Source organism: Brevibacterium sp. HMSC08F02 (assembly GCF_001807555.1).
GTDB classification, from domain to species: Bacteria; Actinomycetota; Actinomycetes; order Actinomycetales; family Brevibacteriaceae; genus Brevibacterium; species Brevibacterium ravenspurgense.
Genome location: NZ_KV789342.1, coordinates 1 through 17,592 on the forward strand (window position 1 = coordinate 1; position 17,592 = coordinate 17,592).

Genomic DNA, 17,592 nt, shown 5'->3' on the forward strand with positions numbered 1-17,592 from the left:
CAAACACGCTATTGAGTTGACAAAGAACAGACACCAAAACCTTTCAGCCCGCTGTTGCGAACCTTCCGGAGTTGTGATGTTCAGGCCGAGGTTTCAAACCGTTAATCTCAGGTTTCCCTGCGACCGGGTCTCTACTCTACCTTGCGGATTTTCAATCTGCAACTCGCTTCTGTGTGAAGCTTGCCACTCTGATCTTTCCGCTTGAGTGCGCTGCCTTCCTTGGACTGCCCAGCCAGCTGCCTGATTTGGCTTCTGACCTGCAGTTGGGCTTGCGCCCTCCCGTTTTGGCAACGAGGGATAACTTAATACACAAGAGGGAGCGGATGCAAATCCGCTCCCTCTTCCAGTCTGTGTGGACTCTGGCAGGTCAGTTATCGCGCACGATCACAGCACCGAGAGTGCGCTTGCCCCGGCGCAGCAGAGCAGCCGATCCCCCGTCAATCGGAAGGAGCTGCTGACCGGTGAGAGGCGCCTCGGCATCCGAGACCCGCTCGTTGTTGATGTAGGCGCCGCCCTCTTTCACGGCGCGGCGAGCATCGCCCTTCGACTTGACGATTCCCGATCCCGCAAAAGCGTCGGCAACGGAAAGGCCCGCCGTGATCGCGGAGCTGTCGACCTCGAGGTTCGGCAGCGAAGCAAGAGCCGAGCCCAGCGTCGAGGGGTTGAGCTCGCTTAGGTCGCCGGTGCCGAACAGTGCTGCTGCGGCGGCGAAGGCCTGATCGGATTCTTCCTTGCCGTGCACGAGCGTCGTGACGTCTTCAGCAAGCGTGCGCTGCGCAAGACGCTTGTACGGTTCAGCCTGGAACTGCTCGATGATGTCTTCGATTTCATCCAGCGGACGCAGAGAGAACACCCGGAGGTACCCCGGCGCATCGGCATCTGCCGAATTGAGCCAGAACTGGCTGAAGGCGTACGGCGAGGTGAGCGCGGGATCCAGCCACACGGTGCCGGATTCTGTCTTGCCGAACTTGGTGCCGTCAGCCTTGGTGATCAGACGGGTCGACATTGCGTGCACCGACTTGCGCTCAACACGGCGAATGAGGTCTACACCGCTGGTGAGGTTGCCCCACTGGTCCGAACCGCCGGTCTGCAGCGTCACACCGTAGCGGCGGTGGAGTTCGAGGTAGTCGTTGCCCTGCAGCAACTGGTAGGCGAACTCGGTGAACGAAATTCCGTCTTCCGACTTCAAGCGAGCGGCAACGGCTTCCTTGGCCAGCATGCGGTTGACGGAGAAGTGCTTGCCCACATCGCGCAGGAAGTCCAGCGCCGAAATGTCTTTGGTCCAGTCAAGGTTGTTGACCATGCGGGCCGCGTGCGGACCGTCGAAGTCAAGGAAGCGCTCAATCTGCGAGCGAATCTTCTCGACCCAGCCTTCGACGACTTCGCGGTCGTTCAGAGTCCGTTCCCCCGACATGCGCGGGTCGCCGATCAGACCGGTTGCACCGCCGACCAGCATGAGCGGGTTGTGCCCGGCCATCTGCAGACGGCGCGCAACGAGCACCTGCACCAGGTTGCCCATGTGAATACTGGGCGCGGTCGGGTCAAAGCCAACATAGAACGTCAGCGACCCGCCGTTGAGAGCTGCTCGAAGAGCATCTTCGTCGGTTGTCTGCGCGGCAATTGCGCGAGCCTGGAGGTCGCTGAGGACGTCAGTCACTTTTGGCCTTTCTGTTTCTGCTTTGTGGGAGCTTGGGCTCCACAGGGCATTCTACGTGTACAGAAACGGCCGCGTGCTGAAGGTGCACGCGGCCGCTGTGTCGAGTTTGGTCAGCTCTGGGCGAACTCGCTCAGGCGACGCAGCTCGACTCGCGCGTTTTCCAGCTGGGTCCGCACTGCACTGCGAGCGGTTCCGCCCTTCGCATTGCGCGAATCGACAGAGCCCAGGGTGCTGAGCACTTCGCGCATCTGCGGGGTGAAGTGCTCGGAGATTTCGGCGTAGTCGTCATCGCTGAGATCCCACAGCTCAACACCGCGGTCTTCGGCTTTCTTCACGGCGGCGCCGGAAAGTTCGTGTGCCACGCGGAACGGCACACCTTCGCGGACCAGCCATTCGGCAATGTCGGTTGCCAGCGCAAAACCACGCGGTGCCAGATGCGCCATGCGCTCAGTGTTGAACTCTGCCGTTGCGACCATGCCGGCAAAGGCGGGCAGCAGGAGCGTAAGGGTGTCGACCGCATCGAAGATCGGCTCCTTGTCTTCCTGCAGGTCGCGGTTGTACGCCAGGGGCTGAGCTTTGAGCGTGACCAGCAGGCTGGTCAGGTCGCCGATGAGCCGACCCGCCTTGCCGCGGGTCAGTTCGGCTACATCGGGGTTCTTCTTCTGCGGCATGATCGACGAGCCGGTCGAATAGTTGTCCGACAGCTTGATGAACGAGAACTCGTTGGTGTTCCAGATGATGATCTCTTCGGACAGACGTGAAAGGTCAACTCCGATCATGGCGGTCACCCACGCGAACTCGGCGAAGATGTCACGGCTGGCAGTGCCGTCGATCGAGTTCTCCGTCGAGGTGGGGAAACCGAGTTCTTCTGCCACGGCCTGCGGGTCAAGCCCGAGTGACGAACCAGCCAGAGCACCAGAACCGTAGGCCGACACCGCGGCCCGCTTGTCAAGGTCCTTAAGCCGTTCGACATCGCGCATGAGAGGCCACGCGTGGGCCAGCAGGTGGTGGGCCAGAAGAACCGGCTGAGCGTGCTGCAGGTGCGTACGGCCCGGCATGGGAGCATCCGGGTGGGCTGCCGCCTGAGCAATGAGTGCCTCGACAACAGCGAGCACCTGCTGGGCAATGACGCGTGAAGAATCACGGACGTACATCCGCCCCATCGTGGCGATCTGGTCGTTGCGGCTGCGACCGGCGCGCAGCTTGCCGCCGAGCTCGGTTCCGGCGATCTCGAGCAGACCGCGTTCGAGTGCCGAGTGAACATCCTCATCAGATTCAACGGGAGTGAACTCCCCCGATTCGACCCTGCGGCCGAGTTCGTCGAGAGCCTTGAGCATCCCCTCAAGCTCGGCTTCGTCAAGCAGACCGGCCCGGTGCAGAACGCGAGCGTGAGCACGCGAACCGGCCAGGTCGTACTGGGCCAGACGCCAGTCGAAGTGGGTCGACTTTGAGAGCTTTGCCAAGTCGTCGGCGGGGCCGGAGCCGAACCGTCCGCCCCACAGGCTTACACGTTCTGTCACGTCACAATCCTTTCTGCACACCGTGCGATTTCGCCGCGGCCCGGCCCGTCGAGTCCCTTCAAACCGACCGGGCCGCGGAGAAAGTTCATCATGCCTGCTTCTGCACCCGCTGGTTGCGGTCGCTGGCCACACGGGCCGACAGACCGTAGATGTCGATGAAGCCGCGGGCAGCCGACTGGTCGAAGGTCTGGCCCTCGTCATAGGTGGCCAGACCGAAGTCGTACAGCGAGTTCGGGGACTTACGTCCGGTCACAACCGCACGACCGCCGTGCAGGGTCATGCGGATGTCGCCGTTGACGTGCTTCTGCGTGTCAAGGATGAACGCGTCGAGCGAGCCCTTGAGCTCCGAGAACCACTGGCCGTCGTAGACGAGTTCGGTCCAGCGCTGCTCAACCGAGCGCTTGAAGCGCAGCTGTTCGCGCTCAAGCGTGATGCGCTCGAGTTCACGGTGAGCTTCGATGAGCGTGATCGCACCGGGAGCCTCGTAGATTTCACGGCTCTTGATGCCGACCAGGCGGTCTTCCACGATGTCGATCCGGCCGATGCCGTGCTGACCGGCGCGGTGGTTGAGCTTTTCGATCGCCTGCAGCGGGGTCACTGCCTCACCGTCAATGGCAACCGGAATGCCGTTTTCGAAGGTGATGACAACTTCGTCGGGAGCCGGCGGGAAAGCAGGGTCGTCGGTGTAGTCGTAGACGTCCTTGGTGGGACCGTTCCAGATATCTTCGAGGAAGCCGGTCTCGACCGCACGTCCCCACACGTTCTGGTCGATGGAGAACGGGTTCGACTTCGTTGTGATGATCGGCAGGTCGTTCTTTTCGGCGTATTCAATGGCCGCTTCGCGGGTCAGCGCGAGGTCACGAACCGGGGCAATGCAGTCGAGGTCCGGAGCCAGGGTCGTGATGGCGACTTCGAAGCGCACCTGGTCGTTGCCCTTGCCGGTGCAGCCGTGGGCAACCGTGCCCGCACCGAACTCACGAGCGGCGGCCACGAGGTGCTTAGAGATGAGGGGGCGCGACAGAGCCGAAACATTCGGGTAGGCGTCCATGTACATAGTGTTCGCCTGCAGACCCGGCATGCAGTATTCCTCGGCGAATTCGTCGCGAGCGTCTGTAACATAGGCTTCGACCGCACCGCAGTCGAGGGCGCGCTGGCGAATGGTTTCGAGGTCTTCTCCGCCCTGGCCTACGTCGACGGCCATTGCGACGACTTCCTTGCCGGTGGCTTCCTGAATCCATCCGATGGCGACCGAGGTATCGAGGCCGCCGGAGTATGCGAGAACAATGCGATCAGTCATTGTGTCTCCTTTCCTTCTGGTGTCTGAGTTCTGAGTGTCTGTGGTTAAACGCTGTCTGGTTAAACGCTGTCTGCGGCGAGGTCGAGCAGGAAGCGGGCTACTTCGTCTCCCCCGTCGGGTTTGCGGGCGATGACCATGACGGTGTCATCACCGGCGATCGTGCCCAGCACTGTCGGCAGGGACGATCGGTCGAGCGCGCTGGCCAGATACTGGGCCGCACCGGCCGGAGTGCGCAGCAGGACGAGGTTGCCGGAGGCTTCCGCTGATACAAGCAGCTCTTCGAGGAGCCTCTGGAGCTTCGCGTCGATGAGTTCGCCTCCCACGCCCTGCTCCAGTGAGCGGTCTCCGCCTTCGCCCGGAACTGCGTAGACCGAACCGGCGCTCGTGCGGACCTTGACTGCTCCGAGCTCCACCAGGTCGCGCGACAGCGTGGCCTGAGTGACGAGGATGCCCGCATCGGCGAGCCTGCCAGCCAGCTCCGACTGCGAGCGCACCCGGTGTCTGCGGATGATGTCTGCGATGTGTGAGTGGCGGGCGGTCTTTGTGCTGGGAACGGACGCGTTCTGCTGAGGTGCTGTCATGAGCGTCCCACCAGCCAAGCCAGAAGTGCCTTCTGGGCGTGCAGCCTGTTCTCCGCCTCGTCAAAGACGACAGAGGCGGGACCGTCGATGACCTCAGCATCCACCTCGTGCCCGCGGTATGCAGGCAGGCAGTGCATGAAGATGGGGTTCCGACCGAGGTCCATGAGCTCCTGGGTGACCCGGTAGGGCACGAACGGCGAATCTTCGCCAGAACGGCCGTCGTCTTCCTGTCCCATGGAAATCCAGGTGTCAGTCACAAGGACATCGGCGCTGCGTGCGGCTTCAGCAGGGTCTTCCGTGACAAGCACCGAGCTGCCGGTCGTTTCTCCCAGAGCGCGCGCTTCGTCCACAACGTGGGCGGCGGGCTGAGCAGAGGCGGGAGCGGCAATCGCAACGTCCATACCGGCGTTCGCGCAGGCCAGCAGATAAGAGTGCGCCATGTTGTTCGCACCGTCGCCGAAGTAGGCGAGCTTCAGCCCGGCAAGACCATTGCCTTCGCCCGTACCGCGGTGTTCGCGGATGGTCAGCAGGTCAGCCAGCAGCTGGCACGGATGGTAGTCGTCCGACAGGGAGTTGATGACCGGCACACTCGAGTGAGCGGCCATCTCCTCCAGACCGGCGTGGTCGAAGGTGCGCCACACAATAGCCGACACCATGCGAGAGAACACGCGCGCCGAATCGGCAATCGACTCCTTGTGTCCCATCTGGGACTCACCGGGGTTGATGATGAGCGGATTGCCTCCGAGTGCGGCAATGCCGGTCGCGAAGGACACGCGGGTGCGGGTCGACGTCTTGTCGAACACAACGGCGACCGTCTGCGGCCCTTCCAGCGGACGGAAAGCGTAGGGTTCTGCTTTCATCCGCTGGGCGAGGTCGAGGACTTCACCCAGCTCGCTGGGCGTGAGGTCCGTGTCTTTGAGGAAATGTCGGGTCATGCGCTCTGTCCTCCTTCCTTGAGGATATCGGGCACAGCAGAAAGAAAAGCGCGGATCTCATCGGAGCTGATGATGAGCGGCGGTGCCAGGCGAATGCGGGTGGGAGCTACTGCGTTGACGAGGAAACCGGCCTTGAGTGCTGCCGCGGTGAAGTCCTTAGCCGAAACCGGTGCGATGTCAAAGGACAACAGCAGTCCGGCACCGCGAACATCGTTGACGCCGGGAATCGCTTCGAGGCCGTCGCGCAGAAGCTGGCCGGCCTCACGCACGTGCTCAAGCACGGCGTCGGACTCGATGACGTCAAGGACAGCATTGGCCGCCGCACACGCGATGGGGTTGCCGCCGAAGGTTGTACCGTGCTGGCCGGCCGTAAGGACCTTCGAAGTTTCTTCGCCAAAGGTCACGAGTGCACCGATCGGAAGTCCCCCGCCCAGGCCCTTGGCCAGGGTCATGGCATCGGGCCGCACGCCCTCGCCGATGTCCGGGTGCTGGAAGGCGTACCAGCTGCCGGTCCGGCCGACACCGGTCTGCACTTCGTCGAAGATGAGCAGCGCACCGACTTCGTCTGCGATTTCACGGGCCGCCGTCAGGTAGCCGGCAGGGTGCGGGCGCACACCGGCCTCACCCTGGATGGGCTCGATGATGATGGCCGAGGTGTTCTCGTCTGCCGCATCTTTGAGCGCCTGGACGTCGCCGAAGGGCACGTGCTGGGCGCCGGGAACCAGCGGGGCGAAGGGTTCGCGGTAGTCCTTCTTCGCCGTCAGCGACAGCGCACCCATGGTGCGGCCGTGAAAAGCGCCGTCAACCGCGATGATCCCGGTGCGGCCGGGCTTAGCACGGCGGGCGAGTTTGACTGCAGCTTCGTTCGCTTCGCTGCCGGAGTTGCACAGAAAAACCTTCGAACCTGCCGGAGCCTGTGCCGTGCTGAGTACGCGCTGAGCCAAGCGGATCTGCTGATCCGAGGTGTAGAAGTTTGAGATCTGCCCCAGTTCGGCCGTCTGCTTGCTGACGGCTTCGACGATTGCCGGGTGGGCGTGCCCCAGGCTGTTGACGGCGATTCCGCCGAGAAAGTCGACATAGCGCTTGCCGTCGGAGTCCTCGACAACCGCACCTTTGCCCTTGGCGAGTTTCTTCTGCGGGTCGCCGTACACCGGCAGCAGGCTACCGCGGTATTCATCAAGCCATTCAGTCATTTGTCCCTCCCTTGGCGGGTTTGACGTCTGCAATGAGCGTTCCGATTCCCAAGTCGGTGAAGACCTCTAGAAGAACCGAGTGCGCGGTGCGGCCGTCGACAACGTGCACCTGTTTGACCCCGGCATCCACCGCATCGAGTGCGGCGGTCATCTTCGGGATCATGCCGGAATCCAGCTTCGGCAGCAGTTCGCGCAGTTCAGCCGGTGTGATTTCGCTGATGAGGCTGTCCGTGTCGGGCCAGTCGGCGTACAGGCCGGGAACGTCGGTGAGCATGATGAACTTGTCCGCCTGCATTTCGCGGGCAATCGCCGCTGCCGCGAGGTCCGCGTTGATGTTGAGCGGATTGTCACCGCTCGTGCCGAGTTCCGCAGCGATTGAGCACACCACGGGCACGCGCCCGGAGTCCAGAAGATCGTGCAGCAGCTGCGTATTGACAGAGGTGATGTTGCCGACCCGACCGAGGCTTGTGAGCTCACCATCCACCTCGACAGAGGCCGGCGTGGCCAGCAGGAGGTCGCCGTCCTCACCGGAAAGGCCGACGGCAGCCGAACCGTGTTCGTTGATCCGGGACACGATGCTGCGGTTCACCTGGCCGGAAAGCACCATGCGGATGACGTCGATGGCCTCTTCAGAGGTCACGCGCTGGCCGGCAACGAATTCGCTTTCAATGCCCAAACGGTCGAGCATAGTGCTGATCTGCGGCCCGCCGCCGTGCACGACGATCGGACGGATGCCGGCAAAGCGCAGGAACGAAATATCGTCCGCGAAGGTCTGCTGCAGCTCCGGCGAGATCATGGCGTTGCCGCCGTACTTGATGACGATCGTCGCCCCGGAGAACGTCTTGATCCACGGCAGGGCCTCTGTGAGGATTTCGGCTTTGGCCTGCGCTTTGATCAGCCGCTGGGCGGGTGAGAGTTTGTCGGTCATGATGCTGCTGAGCTGTTCTCGGTCACGTATTCGTGGGTCAGGTCGTTGGTGAAGATCGTTGCTTCGGCCTGGCCGCTGTTGAGGTTGATCTCAATGGTGATCGTGCGACCGAACTTCACCTTTGCGGCATCTTCGTGCGGTGCGGTCGCCCGGCACACCTGAACGCCGTTGAAGCTGACGTCAAGGTTTTCGGGGTCGAACTTCGCATCCGCTGTGCCGACCTGTGCGAGAACGCGACCCCAGTTGGGGTCTTCTCCTGCAAGCGCGGTCTTCACGAGGTTGGAGCGTGAAACGGCGCGGCCGACTTCAACGGCATCGTCTTCGCTCACTGCGCCCGTGACGGTGATTTCAACGTCGTGGGCAGCGCCTTCGGCATCCGCCATGAGCTGGCGGGCAAGGTCGGTGCACACCTCGGTCAGAAGGGCGGTGAATTCGGCTTCGTCCGCTTCTGCGCCAGCACCGGACGACAGCAGTGCGACGGTGTCGTTTGTCGACTGGCAGCCGTCGGAGTCCAGGCGGTCGAAGCTTTTCGCCGTTGCGCTGCGCAGTGCCCGGTCGAGCTGTTCGGGGCTGAGTTTGGCGTCGGTTGTGATGACGACGATCATCGTGGCCAGTGAGGGTGCGAGCATGCCGGCGCCCTTGGCCATGGCACCGATCGTGTAGCCGGTGCCTTCTGCGAGCGCTTCCTTGGAAACAGAGTCGGTAGTGAGGATGGCCTCTGCGGCGTCGGATCCTCCCTCGGCGGAGGCTGATTCGACCAGCCCGGGGACTCCTTCAACCAGACGCGAACGGAATTCCTCTCCCCCGGTTCCGATCAGCCCGGTGGAGCACACGAGAACATCGTCAGCGTCGCAGCCGACAGCGTCAGCGACAGCGTGGGCGGTCAGCTTCGTCGTTTCGAACCCGAAGTCGCCGGTGAAGCAGTTGGCGCAGCCGGAGTTGACGATGGCCGCGCGGACCTGACCGTCGCTCGTGCGCGGCTGGGACCACTTCACGGGGTTCGCTTTGCACTTGTTGGAGGTGTAGACGACGGCGGCGTTCATGCTGGGGCCGTCGTTGATGACGACAGCGAAGTCCTTTTTGCCGGTGGGCTTGATGCCGACGGATGTTCCGGCGGCGCGGAAGCCCGGTACTGCTGTCACGCTCACGGTGTGACTCCTTCGTGTGGCAGGTGTGATGTCTCTTCAAGTCCAAGTGCGATGTGTGCCGACTGCACGGCTTGGCCTGCGGTTCCGCGGACGAGGTTGTCGATTGCCGCGCAGACGGTGACGGTCTGGGTGCGGGCGTCCAGTGTCCACTGCAGGTGGGCTTGGTTCGATCCCACGGTCGCCGATGTATTCGGCCACTGCCCCTGTGGCAGCACGGTGACGAAGGGTTCAGAATCATAGGCCGAGGCGAATGCTGCGCTGATCTTCTCCTGCGTCTGGGCGATGTCGATTCCGGGCGCAAGAGGTGCCGAGACGGTTGCGAGGATCCCGCGGGACATCGGCACGAGGGTCGGGGTGAAGGTAATGCGGGCGGTGCCGGCCAGCGGGTCTTCACCCGATGCCAGAGCCAGGTTCTGTTCGATCTCGGGGATGTGGCGGTGCGTGCCGCCGACCGCGTAGGGTCTGGCGCCTCCGAGGATTTCGGAGGCCAGCAGGTGCGGTTTGAGGGCTTTTCCGGCGCCGGATACTCCGTTGGCCAAAACGGCGGTCAGCCGCGTGCGGTCGATGAGGCCTGCGTGCACGAGCGGCTGCACGCCGAGGGTGACTGCTGTGACATTGCAGCCGGGGACGGCAATGCGCGAAGCTCCTGTCAGCTGTGTCCGCTGCGTGGTGTGGCCTGCTGTGCCCAGGTCTGCCAGCATGAGCTCGGGCAGACCATAAGTCCAGGTACCGGGGTGTTCTGAGCCGTAGTAGCTCTTCCAAGCTTCCGGGTCGATGAGCCGGTGGTCGGCGGCGAGGTCGATGATGAGGGTCTCGGGGCTGAGCTCTTCGAGTTCGGCCGCAATAGCACCTGACTGACCGTGCGGCAGCGCCAGGAAAACGACATCGTGACCGGCGAGGGTGGCCGCCGATGAATCCGCGATCGTCATGTCGGAATAGGCGCGCAGGTGCGGCTGTTCTTCCCCCAGGAGACGACCGACTGTGGAATGCCCGCAGACTGTCGTCACTGTGAAATTCGGGTTGCCGGCCAGCAGGCGGAGGACTTCCCCGCCCGCGTATCCCGTGGCTCCCGATACCGCAACTGTATAAACCATATGCATAAGCATACATGGGCCAGATAAATTATTCATACACGGTCCTGCTGTTGCCGCATTTCAAGGAGGAACATGTACGCAGTCCAGGCAGTCCGACAGGGCGGACCCGAAGTTCTCGAGTACACCGAAGTCGAAACACCCACGCCCGGCCCCGGTGAAGTCCTCGTCGACGTCAAAGCGGCCGGTGTGAACTTCATCGACACCTACCGACGCGGCGGCATGTACCCCATGCCGTTCCCCCACATTGTCGGCGTTGAGGGCTCCGGAGTCGTTGCCGAACTCGGCGAGGGCGTCGAAGGAATGGAAATCGGCCAGCGCGTGGCCTGGACGGACGTCCACGGCTCCTACGCTCAGAAGATCGTCGTCAAAGCCGAAGAACTGCTGCCCCTGCCCGACGGCGTGGACTTCGAAACCGCTGCCGCTGTGCCCCTGCAGGGGCTGACGGCGCAGTACCTGGTGACGGACTCCCACGCAATCAAGCCCGGCCAAACGGCTCTCGTCCACGCTGCCGCCGGCGGTGTCGGCCTGCTTCTGACCCAGTTCATCAAGCACCTGGGCGGTAAGGTCATCGGCACGGTGTCCACGGAGGAAAAGGCTGAGCTTGCCCGTGCGGCCGGGGCTGATCATGTCTTCCTCTACGGCGACGGCGTCGACATCCGCGAAGAGGTCATGGCCTTCACCGACGGCACGGGCGTTGACGTTGCCTACGACGGAGTCGGCAAAGACACCTTCGATGCCTCGCTGGCCTCCATTCGCCCGCGCGGCTCCATGGTGCTCTTCGGTGCGGCGTCCGGCGCTGTTCCGCCGTTCGACATTCAGCGACTGAACTCCAGCGGCGGAATCTTCTTGTCCCGTCCTTCCACGCAGTGGTTCATCTACTCCCCCGAAGAACTCCAGAAGCGCGCAAAGCAGCTCTTCGCCGGACTCGATGAAGGATGGCTGAAGTTCCGCGTCGGACAGACCTTCCCACTCGAGCAGGCACGCCAGGCCCACGAAGCTCTCGAGGGCCGCGCCACCACCGGCAAGGTGGTGCTGACGGTCTGACCCCAGCCGAAAATCACGAGGCGGAGCTCACCAGAATTGGTGAGCTCCGCCTCGTACTTTGTGAGGGGTGGGTCAGTCCATGCGGACGGCCAGCCGACGGAAATCCTCAGCGAGACCGGCGGCAGCGGTCTTCGCGAGTGACTCCGGAGTGTCGAGACCAGCGCGCACGAAACGGCCGGAGTAGGCGTCGAGATCGCCCGAGGCGAGCGCGAGCGCCAAAGCCACAACGTCTTCCGGATCAGTCCAGTCGGAGCTGCCCCGCCAGTCGTGCATCGCCATCGAGCCGGTCATGTCGGATTCGATGACGCCCGGGGCCATTTCGAAGATCCGCAGACCCTTGTCATAGCCGTAGACGTGCACGGAATCAGCCAGGCGGAACAGGGCCGCTTTCGATGCAGAGTAGGCCGCATAGGCGGGTGTGCCCTGGGCACCGGAACCCGAATTGAGATCGATGATCCGGCACGCTTCGCCCGTTGCCTCTGCCGTTTCCAGCAGACGCTTGGCGAAGGCTTGGACCATGAGGAACGGCCCGCGGATGTTCGTATCGAGCGTGCGCATGAGCTGCTCTGCGGGTACATCCCACACGGGGCCTTCCGGGCTTTCGACCACGCCGGCGTTGTTGATGACCGTCGTAATCGGCTCTCCCAGCTGCTGTTCGATATCCGCGGTGCGCTCAGCGAGTGCCTCAACCGATTCGGGTTCTGCTGCTTGGAGCTCCGCACCGATGACGCGGGTGCCGCGAGCCTGTGCAATCTGCTGGGCTGCGGCAGCCGCGCGGGCTTCGTCGGTTGCCGTGAGGATGACGTTCCATCCGGCGGCTGCGAAGCCATCAGCCAAGTGTCGGCCGATGCCCCGCGAACCACCGGTGATGAGGACGGTGCTCATGATTACCCGCTCACGCGTCCTCGCCGGTGCGGGCCACAGCGCCGTACGCCTTTTCGACGGCGGCGGTTGCGGCTTCGCGCAGGGCCGAGGCTTCATCGCTTGTCATGGTGCGGTCGGCAGCGCGGAAGGTCATGCGGAACGCAAGGGACTTCTTGCCTTCGCCCACCTGTTCGCCGCGGTACTCGTCGAACAGTTCGAGCTCTTCGAGGTCGCCGCCGATGGCTTCGCGCATCGTGCTCACGAGGTCGCCGATAGCAATGCTGTCATCCACGATGAGCGCCACGTCCTGCCTAGACACCGGGTAGGTCGACAGAGCGCCCGCCCAGCGGCGCTCCGCCGGAGCGTCAAGCACCGAGTCGAGGACGACTTCGAATGCGACCGTGCGGGCCGGCAGACCCAGGGTTTCGACGACCTTGGGGTGCAGTTCACCGGCGTGGCCGAACAGCGTGCCGTCTGCTAGGCGGAACTCGGCGCAGCGGCCCGGGTGGAACGGTGCGCGGTCAGATGCCGCAGGTGTGACGCTCTGGCCCAGCGCCACGGCGACCCGCTTGACGATTTCAATGGCGTCCATGGCTTCGGCCTTGCGGCCCTTGCCCCACACGCCTTCGAACTCCCAGTTTCCGGATACGATGCCCGCCGCGTGCAGAGGCTGGTGCGGAACGGCATCGAAGATCGCTGCGCGTTCTTCTTCCGTGGGGTGGTAGCCGGGTGCGAAGGTTTCGCTGGCCGGCAGCTGTGCGGTTTCAGGCTGGGTGACCAGACCGATTTCGAACAGTGCCGTGTCCTTGAAGCCGCGTCCCTGGTTGCGCAGCTGCGCATCGACGAGTGTCGGCAGCAGCTCGGTGCGCAGCAGCGGCTGGTCGTCGCTGAGCGGGTTGGCCAGGCGCAGGTTGTTCCGTCGCGGATCGTCTTCCGGGATCCGGAAGGCGTCGTGACGAGCCTCCGATGTAAAGGGGTAGGTCAGCACTTCCGTCAGACCGAGATCCGCCAGCAGGTTCGACACTGTGCGGCGCGATGCCTGGCGGCGTGTGAGCCCCTCACCGCCGGGTGCCTGCGGGACGATCGACGGGATCTGGTCGTAGCCGTTGACACGCGCGATTTCCTCGATGAGGTCTTCCGCGTCGGTCAGATCCGGGCGCCAGGACGGCACCGTCACACGGTAGTCGTCACCGGTGTCTTCGACTTCGCAGCCGATGGCGCGCAGGGCGCCGGTCATCTGGTCGTCCGTGTAGTCGACGCCCACGACTTCTGCCGGGCGGGTCTTCGGCAGGATCACCTCACGAGGTGCCGGAAGGCTGCCCGCGATTGTTGCGGTTGCGTCTGCCTCGCCTCCTGCCAGCTGGGTGAGCAGCAGGGCGGTGCGGGCAACTGCGGCAGGGCCCAGGGCTGGGTCGACGCCGCGTTCGAAGCGCTTGGCAGCTTCGCTCGGCAGACGGTGCCTGCGGGCTGTGCGGGCAATCGACACGGGGTCCCAGTGGGCGCCTTCGATGAGGACGTCGACGGTCGAGTCGCTGACTTCGGAGTCAGCTCCGCCCATGACGCCTGCCAGACCGAGCAGCTGCTCAGTGCCGTCTGCGCTCACACCGGTGACGAGCACATCTTCGGGGTGAATGCTCCGTTCGGCGTCGTCGAGAGTGGTGAGCTTGTCGCCCTTTCGGCCGCGGCGCACAACGATCTTGTCACCCACGTGAGCGAGGTCGTAGGCGTGCAGCGGCTGCCCGAGTTCGAGCATGACGTAGTTGGTGATGTCCACGACGAGCGAAATGGGGCGCATGCCGGCTTCCAGCAGTCGCTTCGACATCCAGAACGGCGTCTGTGCGGTCGGGTCGATGCCGCGAACGCGCAGCGCGGTGAAGCGGGTGCAGCCGTCGTTGCCGTGGATGGGAGCGTCGTCGGTCAGTTCGACCGGGTGCCCCTCACCGGCAACCACAGGGGCGACTGCGTCGGCGGGGTCTGCGTAGTTCTGCTCTTTCAGGAGAGCGTATTCACGGCCGATGCCGCGCATCGACATCTGGTATCCGCGGTCGGGCGTGATGTTGACGTCGAGGACTTCGTGGTTCAGGCCCAGCAGTTCCGTGGCGTCCTGGCCCGGGGTGAGATCGGCAAAGCCCCAGTCGGTGAGCACGATGATGCCATCGTGGTCTTCGCCCAGTCCCAGTTCCCGGGCCGAGCAGATCATGCCGTCGGAGATGTGGCCGTAGGTTTTGCGTGCCGCAATAGCAAAGTCACCGGGCAGAACAGCACCGGGAAGCGCTGCGACGACGTAGTCGCCAACACCGAAGTTGTGCGCTCCGCACACAATGCCCTGCGGTTCATCGGCACCGACGTCAACGGTGCACCAGTTGATGGTCTTGCCGTTGGAGTGCTTTTCCGGTTCGCAGGTCAGGACTTTGCCTACGACAAGCGGACCTGTGACGGCCGGGCCGATGTAGTCTTCTTCTTCCAGGCCGATGCCGGCGAGTTCGGCAGCGAGTTCGTGAGCGTCGAGGTTCTGCGGCAGGTCGACGTACTCGGCCAGCCATTCCAAGGGTACGAGCATCAGTTCATCACTCCGAAAGCCTTCGAGAAGCGGATATCGCCTTCCACCATGTCGTGCATGTCGTTGATTCCCTCGCCCAGCATGAGCGTGCGTTCGATTCCCATGCCGAAGGCGAAGCCCTGGTAGACGTCCGGGTCGATGCCGGATGCGCGCAGGACGTTGGGGTGGACCATGCCGCAGCCGCCCCATTCGATCCAACCGGGGCCGCCCTTCTTCTGTGGGAACCAGAAGTCGATTTCGGCACTCGGCTCAGTGAACGGGAAGAAGCTGGGACGCAGGCGCGTGTACGCTTCCGGACCGAACATGGCCCGGGCGAAAGCATCGAGCGTGCCCTTGAGGTGAGCCATTGTGAGGCCCTTGTCGATTGCGATGCCCTCGACCTGGTGGAACACCGGAGTGTGGGTCGCATCGAGTTCATCAGTGCGGAAGGTCTTGCCGGGGCAGACCACGTAAAGAGGCACACCGCGGTTCAGCAGCGAACGCGACTGGACCGGCGAGGTGTGGGTGCGCATGACCAGGTGGGCCGATGCGGGTTCGACGAAGAACGTGTCCTGCATCTGGCGAGCCGGGTGGTCAGGGCCAAAGTTGAGCGAATCGAAGTTGAGCCATTCGTGTTCAATTTCGGGGCCTTCTGCAACTTCCCAGCCGTGGCCGACGAAGTGATCGGCGATCTTCTCCTGCAGCAGCTGCAGGGGGTGGCGCGCACCGGCCGGACGGCGGGTGGAAGGGCCGGTGACGTCAATGGCCTCGGCTACCAGTACGCGTGCGTCACGCTCGGCTTCAAGTTCTTCCTGGCGGGCCTTAAAAGCCTGGTCAATCCGTCCGCGCGATGAGCCGACGAGCTTTCCGGCTTGGGCCTTCTGGGACTTGTCGAGTTTTCCGATTTCGCGGTTGGCGAGGGCCAGCGGGGCTTTATCACCCATGTGCGCAATGCGAACTGTCTTGAGTTCGTCGAGGTCGCCGGCGGCGGCAAAGGCCGCGAGAGCGTCCTCCATTGCAGCGGTGACGGCAGCCTCATCAAGCGGGTCGATGACGGACATCTGCCTTCTTTCTCAGATGGTTGGACAACGTTCTGCAGTCTAGCGAACCGTCAGATCATCCGGACGTGCTTGGCGGATTCGTAGACGGCAATCGCGGCGGCGGTGGCCAGATTGAGGCTTTCAGCTTTTCCGTAGATGGGGATGGCCACGGCCGCGTCAGCCTGGGCGCGGTCGGCTTCGGGCAGTCCCCACGCTTCGTTGCCGAACACCCACGCGGTCGGGCGGGCCAGGTCGAGGCCGGTGTCCCACGGAACGTGGAGGTCGTGGGCCGGCGGGTGACCGTCTGCGGCGAGGATCTGCAGTCCGCGGGCGCGCGCCAGTTCGGTGACTTCCGGCAGTCCTACGCCGGTGACGACGGGCACGTGGAAGATCGATCCGGCTGTTGAGCGGACGGCCTTCGGGTTGTACACGTCCACACTCGAGGAGGTGATGATAACGCCATCGGCACCGGCGGCATCGGCTGCGCGCAGGACGGTTCCCGCGTTGCCCGGATCGCGCACCTGGCTGAGCACGACGATGAGCTTGGCCTCTTTGGTCACAACCGTAGTCAGGTCGACGTCGAGCTGTTCGACGACGGCGATCATGCCCTGGCTGTTGACGGTGTCGGTGACCGATGCGAGGGCTTCAGGAGCGGTCTGCTTGATCTTGATGCCGGCATCCCGAGCGGCCTCGAGAATGTCGGGATTGCGCTCGGCCGCTTCTACGGTCGACCATACGTCGAGCACCGCACCGGCCCCCCGAGGAGCCACTTCCCCGGGTTCCACGTGCAGCGTCACAGCTTTGGGTCGGTTCTCGGCCTGGTGGCGCAGGGCTTCGCGGATGCCCTGGGGGCCTTCCACGAGGAACCTGCCGGACTTATTGCGGCCCTGTTTGCGGTCGAGCTTCGCGGCTTCGCGCAGTCGGCGGGATTTCGGGGACGTCACTTCCGGGCCATACAGGCCGGGGTGGATGTCGCGTTCCATAACCTCACTCAGTTCTTGTTTTGGGGGTGCGCAGCCGGAGCTGTCGGAAAACGAAAACGCGGGGGCCAACAGCCCCCGCGTTTTCACAGCTGCACTCAGGCAGCCGGCGTCTTCGGCGCGTTCACGTCAGCCGGAAGTGCGTTCTTGGCGACTTCCACGAGCTTGGTGAACACAGCTGCGTCGTTGACGGCCAGTTCGGCCAGCATACGACGGTCAACCTCGACACCGGCAGCCTTGAGGCCCTGGATGAAGCGGTTGTAGGTCATGCCGTTGGCGCGGGCACCAGCGTTGATGCGCTGGATCCAGAGGCGACGGAAGTCGCCCTTGCGTTTGCGGCGGTCGCGGTAGTTGTATACCAGCGAGTGGATGACCTGTTCTTTGGCCTTGCGGTACAGGCGCGAACGCTGTCCGCGGTAGCCGCTCGCCCGGTCGAGGATGACCCGGCGCTTCTTGTGGGCATTGACAGCCCTCTTGACACGTGCCACGTGTACTCCTTCAGATGAATGTCACAGCGGTAAGGCTGTGGTGCGCTTTGGTCAGGCCTTGCCCAGCAGCTTGCGGGCCTTGGCGGCGTCGCCGCCGGTCATGACTTTGTCGGTTCCGCTGATGCGGCGCTTGCGGCGCGAGCTCTTGACTTCGGCGAGGTGGCGGTTGCCGACACCTTCGCGCATGAGCTTGCCGCTGCCGGTGACGCGGATGCGCTTCTTAGTACCGCTGTGGGTCTTCTGCTTCGGCATTGTGCCGTTCTCCTTCAGTCGGCCCTCGGGAA

General features: G+C 63.7%; 16 protein-coding genes. 1 reads left to right on the top strand and 15 read right to left on the bottom strand.

Translation table 11 applies throughout. The features are described 5' to 3' along the window. Positions 1–367 precede the first annotated feature (367 nt). From tyrS to argC, 9 genes are all read right to left on the bottom strand, one after another. Positions 368–1,657 carry a tyrosine--tRNA ligase gene (tyrS, locus tag HMPREF3172_RS00710; RefSeq protein WP_070514710.1) on the bottom strand — a complete coding sequence of 430 codons (1,290 nt, stop codon included), beginning with the start codon at positions 1,655–1,657 and terminating at the stop codon, positions 368–370. 110 nt (positions 1,658–1,767) lie between these two features. After that, on the bottom strand, positions 1,768–3,177 hold the full coding sequence (argH, locus tag HMPREF3172_RS00715) for an argininosuccinate lyase (protein WP_070514712.1): 1,410 nt from the start codon (positions 3,175–3,177) through the stop codon (positions 1,768–1,770). 88 nt (positions 3,178–3,265) lie between these two features. Further along, complete coding sequence (locus HMPREF3172_RS00720; RefSeq protein ID WP_070514713.1) at positions 3,266–4,474, bottom strand: argininosuccinate synthase; 1,209 nt, start codon at positions 4,472–4,474, stop codon at positions 3,266–3,268. Positions 4,475–4,533: 59 nt separating this feature from the next. Next, a complete protein-coding gene (locus tag HMPREF3172_RS00725; protein ID WP_061943642.1) occupies positions 4,534–5,055 on the bottom strand; it encodes an arginine repressor in 522 nt (173 codons plus the stop codon). Then, positions 5,052–5,990, bottom strand: coding sequence for an ornithine carbamoyltransferase (argF, locus tag HMPREF3172_RS00730; RefSeq protein WP_061943639.1), 939 nt, complete (start codon positions 5,988–5,990; stop codon positions 5,052–5,054). Before argF ends, HMPREF3172_RS00725 begins: the two co-directional genes overlap by 4 nt. Continuing rightward, positions 5,987–7,183 (bottom strand): acetylornithine transaminase, encoded by a 1,197-nt coding sequence (locus HMPREF3172_RS00735; RefSeq protein ID WP_070514714.1) that lies wholly within the window; start codon positions 7,181–7,183, stop codon positions 5,987–5,989. Before HMPREF3172_RS00735 ends, argF begins: the two co-directional genes overlap by 4 nt. Further along, on the bottom strand, positions 7,176–8,111 hold the full coding sequence (gene argB / locus HMPREF3172_RS00740) for an acetylglutamate kinase (RefSeq protein WP_061943633.1): 936 nt from the start codon (positions 8,109–8,111) through the stop codon (positions 7,176–7,178). The genes HMPREF3172_RS00735 and argB overlap by 8 nt, the downstream gene beginning before the upstream one ends. Then, positions 8,108–9,259 carry a bifunctional glutamate N-acetyltransferase/amino-acid acetyltransferase ArgJ gene (argJ, locus tag HMPREF3172_RS00745; RefSeq protein ID WP_070514716.1) on the bottom strand — a complete coding sequence of 384 codons (1,152 nt, stop codon included), beginning with the start codon at positions 9,257–9,259 and terminating at the stop codon, positions 8,108–8,110. The genes argB and argJ overlap by 4 nt, the downstream gene beginning before the upstream one ends. Continuing rightward, the gene (argC, locus tag HMPREF3172_RS00750; protein WP_083281337.1) at positions 9,256–10,353 is read right to left on the bottom strand and encodes an N-acetyl-gamma-glutamyl-phosphate reductase; all 1,098 of its coding nucleotides are present in this window, start codon (positions 10,351–10,353) and stop codon (positions 9,256–9,258) included. Before argC ends, argJ begins: the two co-directional genes overlap by 4 nt. A gap of 72 nt (positions 10,354–10,425) precedes the next feature. On the opposite strand from argC, the gene HMPREF3172_RS00755 reads away from it, so the two are divergent. Next, a complete protein-coding gene (locus tag HMPREF3172_RS00755; RefSeq protein WP_070514720.1) occupies positions 10,426–11,397 on the top strand; it encodes a quinone oxidoreductase family protein in 972 nt (323 codons plus the stop codon). A 72-nt stretch (positions 11,398–11,469) separates the two neighbouring features. Here HMPREF3172_RS00755 and HMPREF3172_RS00760 read toward each other — a convergent pair whose 3' ends face one another. The 6 genes from HMPREF3172_RS00760 to rpmI form a co-directional block, all read right to left on the bottom strand. Next, positions 11,470–12,282 (bottom strand): SDR family NAD(P)-dependent oxidoreductase, encoded by an 813-nt coding sequence (locus HMPREF3172_RS00760; protein WP_070514722.1) that lies wholly within the window; start codon positions 12,280–12,282, stop codon positions 11,470–11,472. 10 nt (positions 12,283–12,292) lie between these two features. Beyond that, complete coding sequence (gene pheT, locus HMPREF3172_RS00765; protein ID WP_070514724.1) at positions 12,293–14,821, bottom strand: phenylalanine--tRNA ligase subunit beta; 2,529 nt, start codon at positions 14,819–14,821, stop codon at positions 12,293–12,295. Continuing rightward, positions 14,821–15,861, bottom strand: a complete 1,041-nt coding sequence (pheS, locus tag HMPREF3172_RS00770) for a phenylalanine--tRNA ligase subunit alpha (RefSeq protein ID WP_070514726.1) — start codon at positions 15,859–15,861, stop codon at positions 14,821–14,823. The genes pheT and pheS overlap by 1 nt, the downstream gene beginning before the upstream one ends. Positions 15,862–15,911: 50 nt before the next feature. Continuing rightward, positions 15,912–16,823, bottom strand: coding sequence for a TrmH family RNA methyltransferase (locus tag HMPREF3172_RS00775; protein WP_070514728.1), 912 nt, complete (start codon positions 16,821–16,823; stop codon positions 15,912–15,914). A 95-nt stretch (positions 16,824–16,918) separates the two neighbouring features. Then, entirely contained in the window at positions 16,919–17,308 is a 390-nt protein-coding gene (gene rplT, locus HMPREF3172_RS00780; RefSeq protein WP_019174919.1) for a 50S ribosomal protein L20, read from the bottom strand. A gap of 51 nt (positions 17,309–17,359) precedes the next feature. Then, a complete protein-coding gene (gene rpmI / locus HMPREF3172_RS00785) occupies positions 17,360–17,560 on the bottom strand; it encodes a 50S ribosomal protein L35 (protein WP_019174918.1) in 201 nt (66 codons plus the stop codon). Positions 17,561–17,592 lie beyond the last annotated feature (32 nt).

Coding starts and splice junctions, on each gene's coding strand:
- HMPREF3172_RS00735 (WP_070514714.1), bottom strand. CDS start 7,183: ATGACTGAATGGCTTGATGAATACCGCGGTAGCCTGCTGCCGGTGTAC.
- argF (WP_061943639.1), bottom strand. CDS start 5,990: ATGACCCGACATTTCCTCAAAGACACGGACCTCACGCCCAGCGAGCTG.
- argB (WP_061943633.1), bottom strand. CDS start 8,111: ATGACCGACAAACTCTCACCCGCCCAGCGGCTGATCAAAGCGCAGGCC.
- HMPREF3172_RS00760 (WP_070514722.1), bottom strand. CDS start 12,282: ATGAGCACCGTCCTCATCACCGGTGGTTCGCGGGGCATCGGCCGACAC.
- pheT (WP_070514724.1), bottom strand. CDS start 14,821: ATGCTCGTACCCTTGGAATGGCTGGCCGAGTACGTCGACCTGCCGCAG.
- HMPREF3172_RS00725 (WP_061943642.1), bottom strand. CDS start 5,055: ATGACAGCACCTCAGCAGAACGCGTCCGTTCCCAGCACAAAGACCGCC.
- rpmI (WP_019174918.1), bottom strand. CDS start 17,560: ATGCCGAAGCAGAAGACCCACAGCGGTACTAAGAAGCGCATCCGCGTC.
- pheS (WP_070514726.1), bottom strand. CDS start 15,861: ATGTCCGTCATCGACCCGCTTGATGAGGCTGCCGTCACCGCTGCAATG.
- HMPREF3172_RS00755 (WP_070514720.1), top strand. CDS start 10,426: ATGTACGCAGTCCAGGCAGTCCGACAGGGCGGACCCGAAGTTCTCGAG.
- argC (WP_083281337.1), bottom strand. CDS start 10,353: ATGGTTTATACAGTTGCGGTATCGGGAGCCACGGGATACGCGGGCGGG.
- HMPREF3172_RS00720 (WP_070514713.1), bottom strand. CDS start 4,474: ATGACTGATCGCATTGTTCTCGCATACTCCGGCGGCCTCGATACCTCG.
- HMPREF3172_RS00775 (WP_070514728.1), bottom strand. CDS start 16,823: ATGGAACGCGACATCCACCCCGGCCTGTATGGCCCGGAAGTGACGTCC.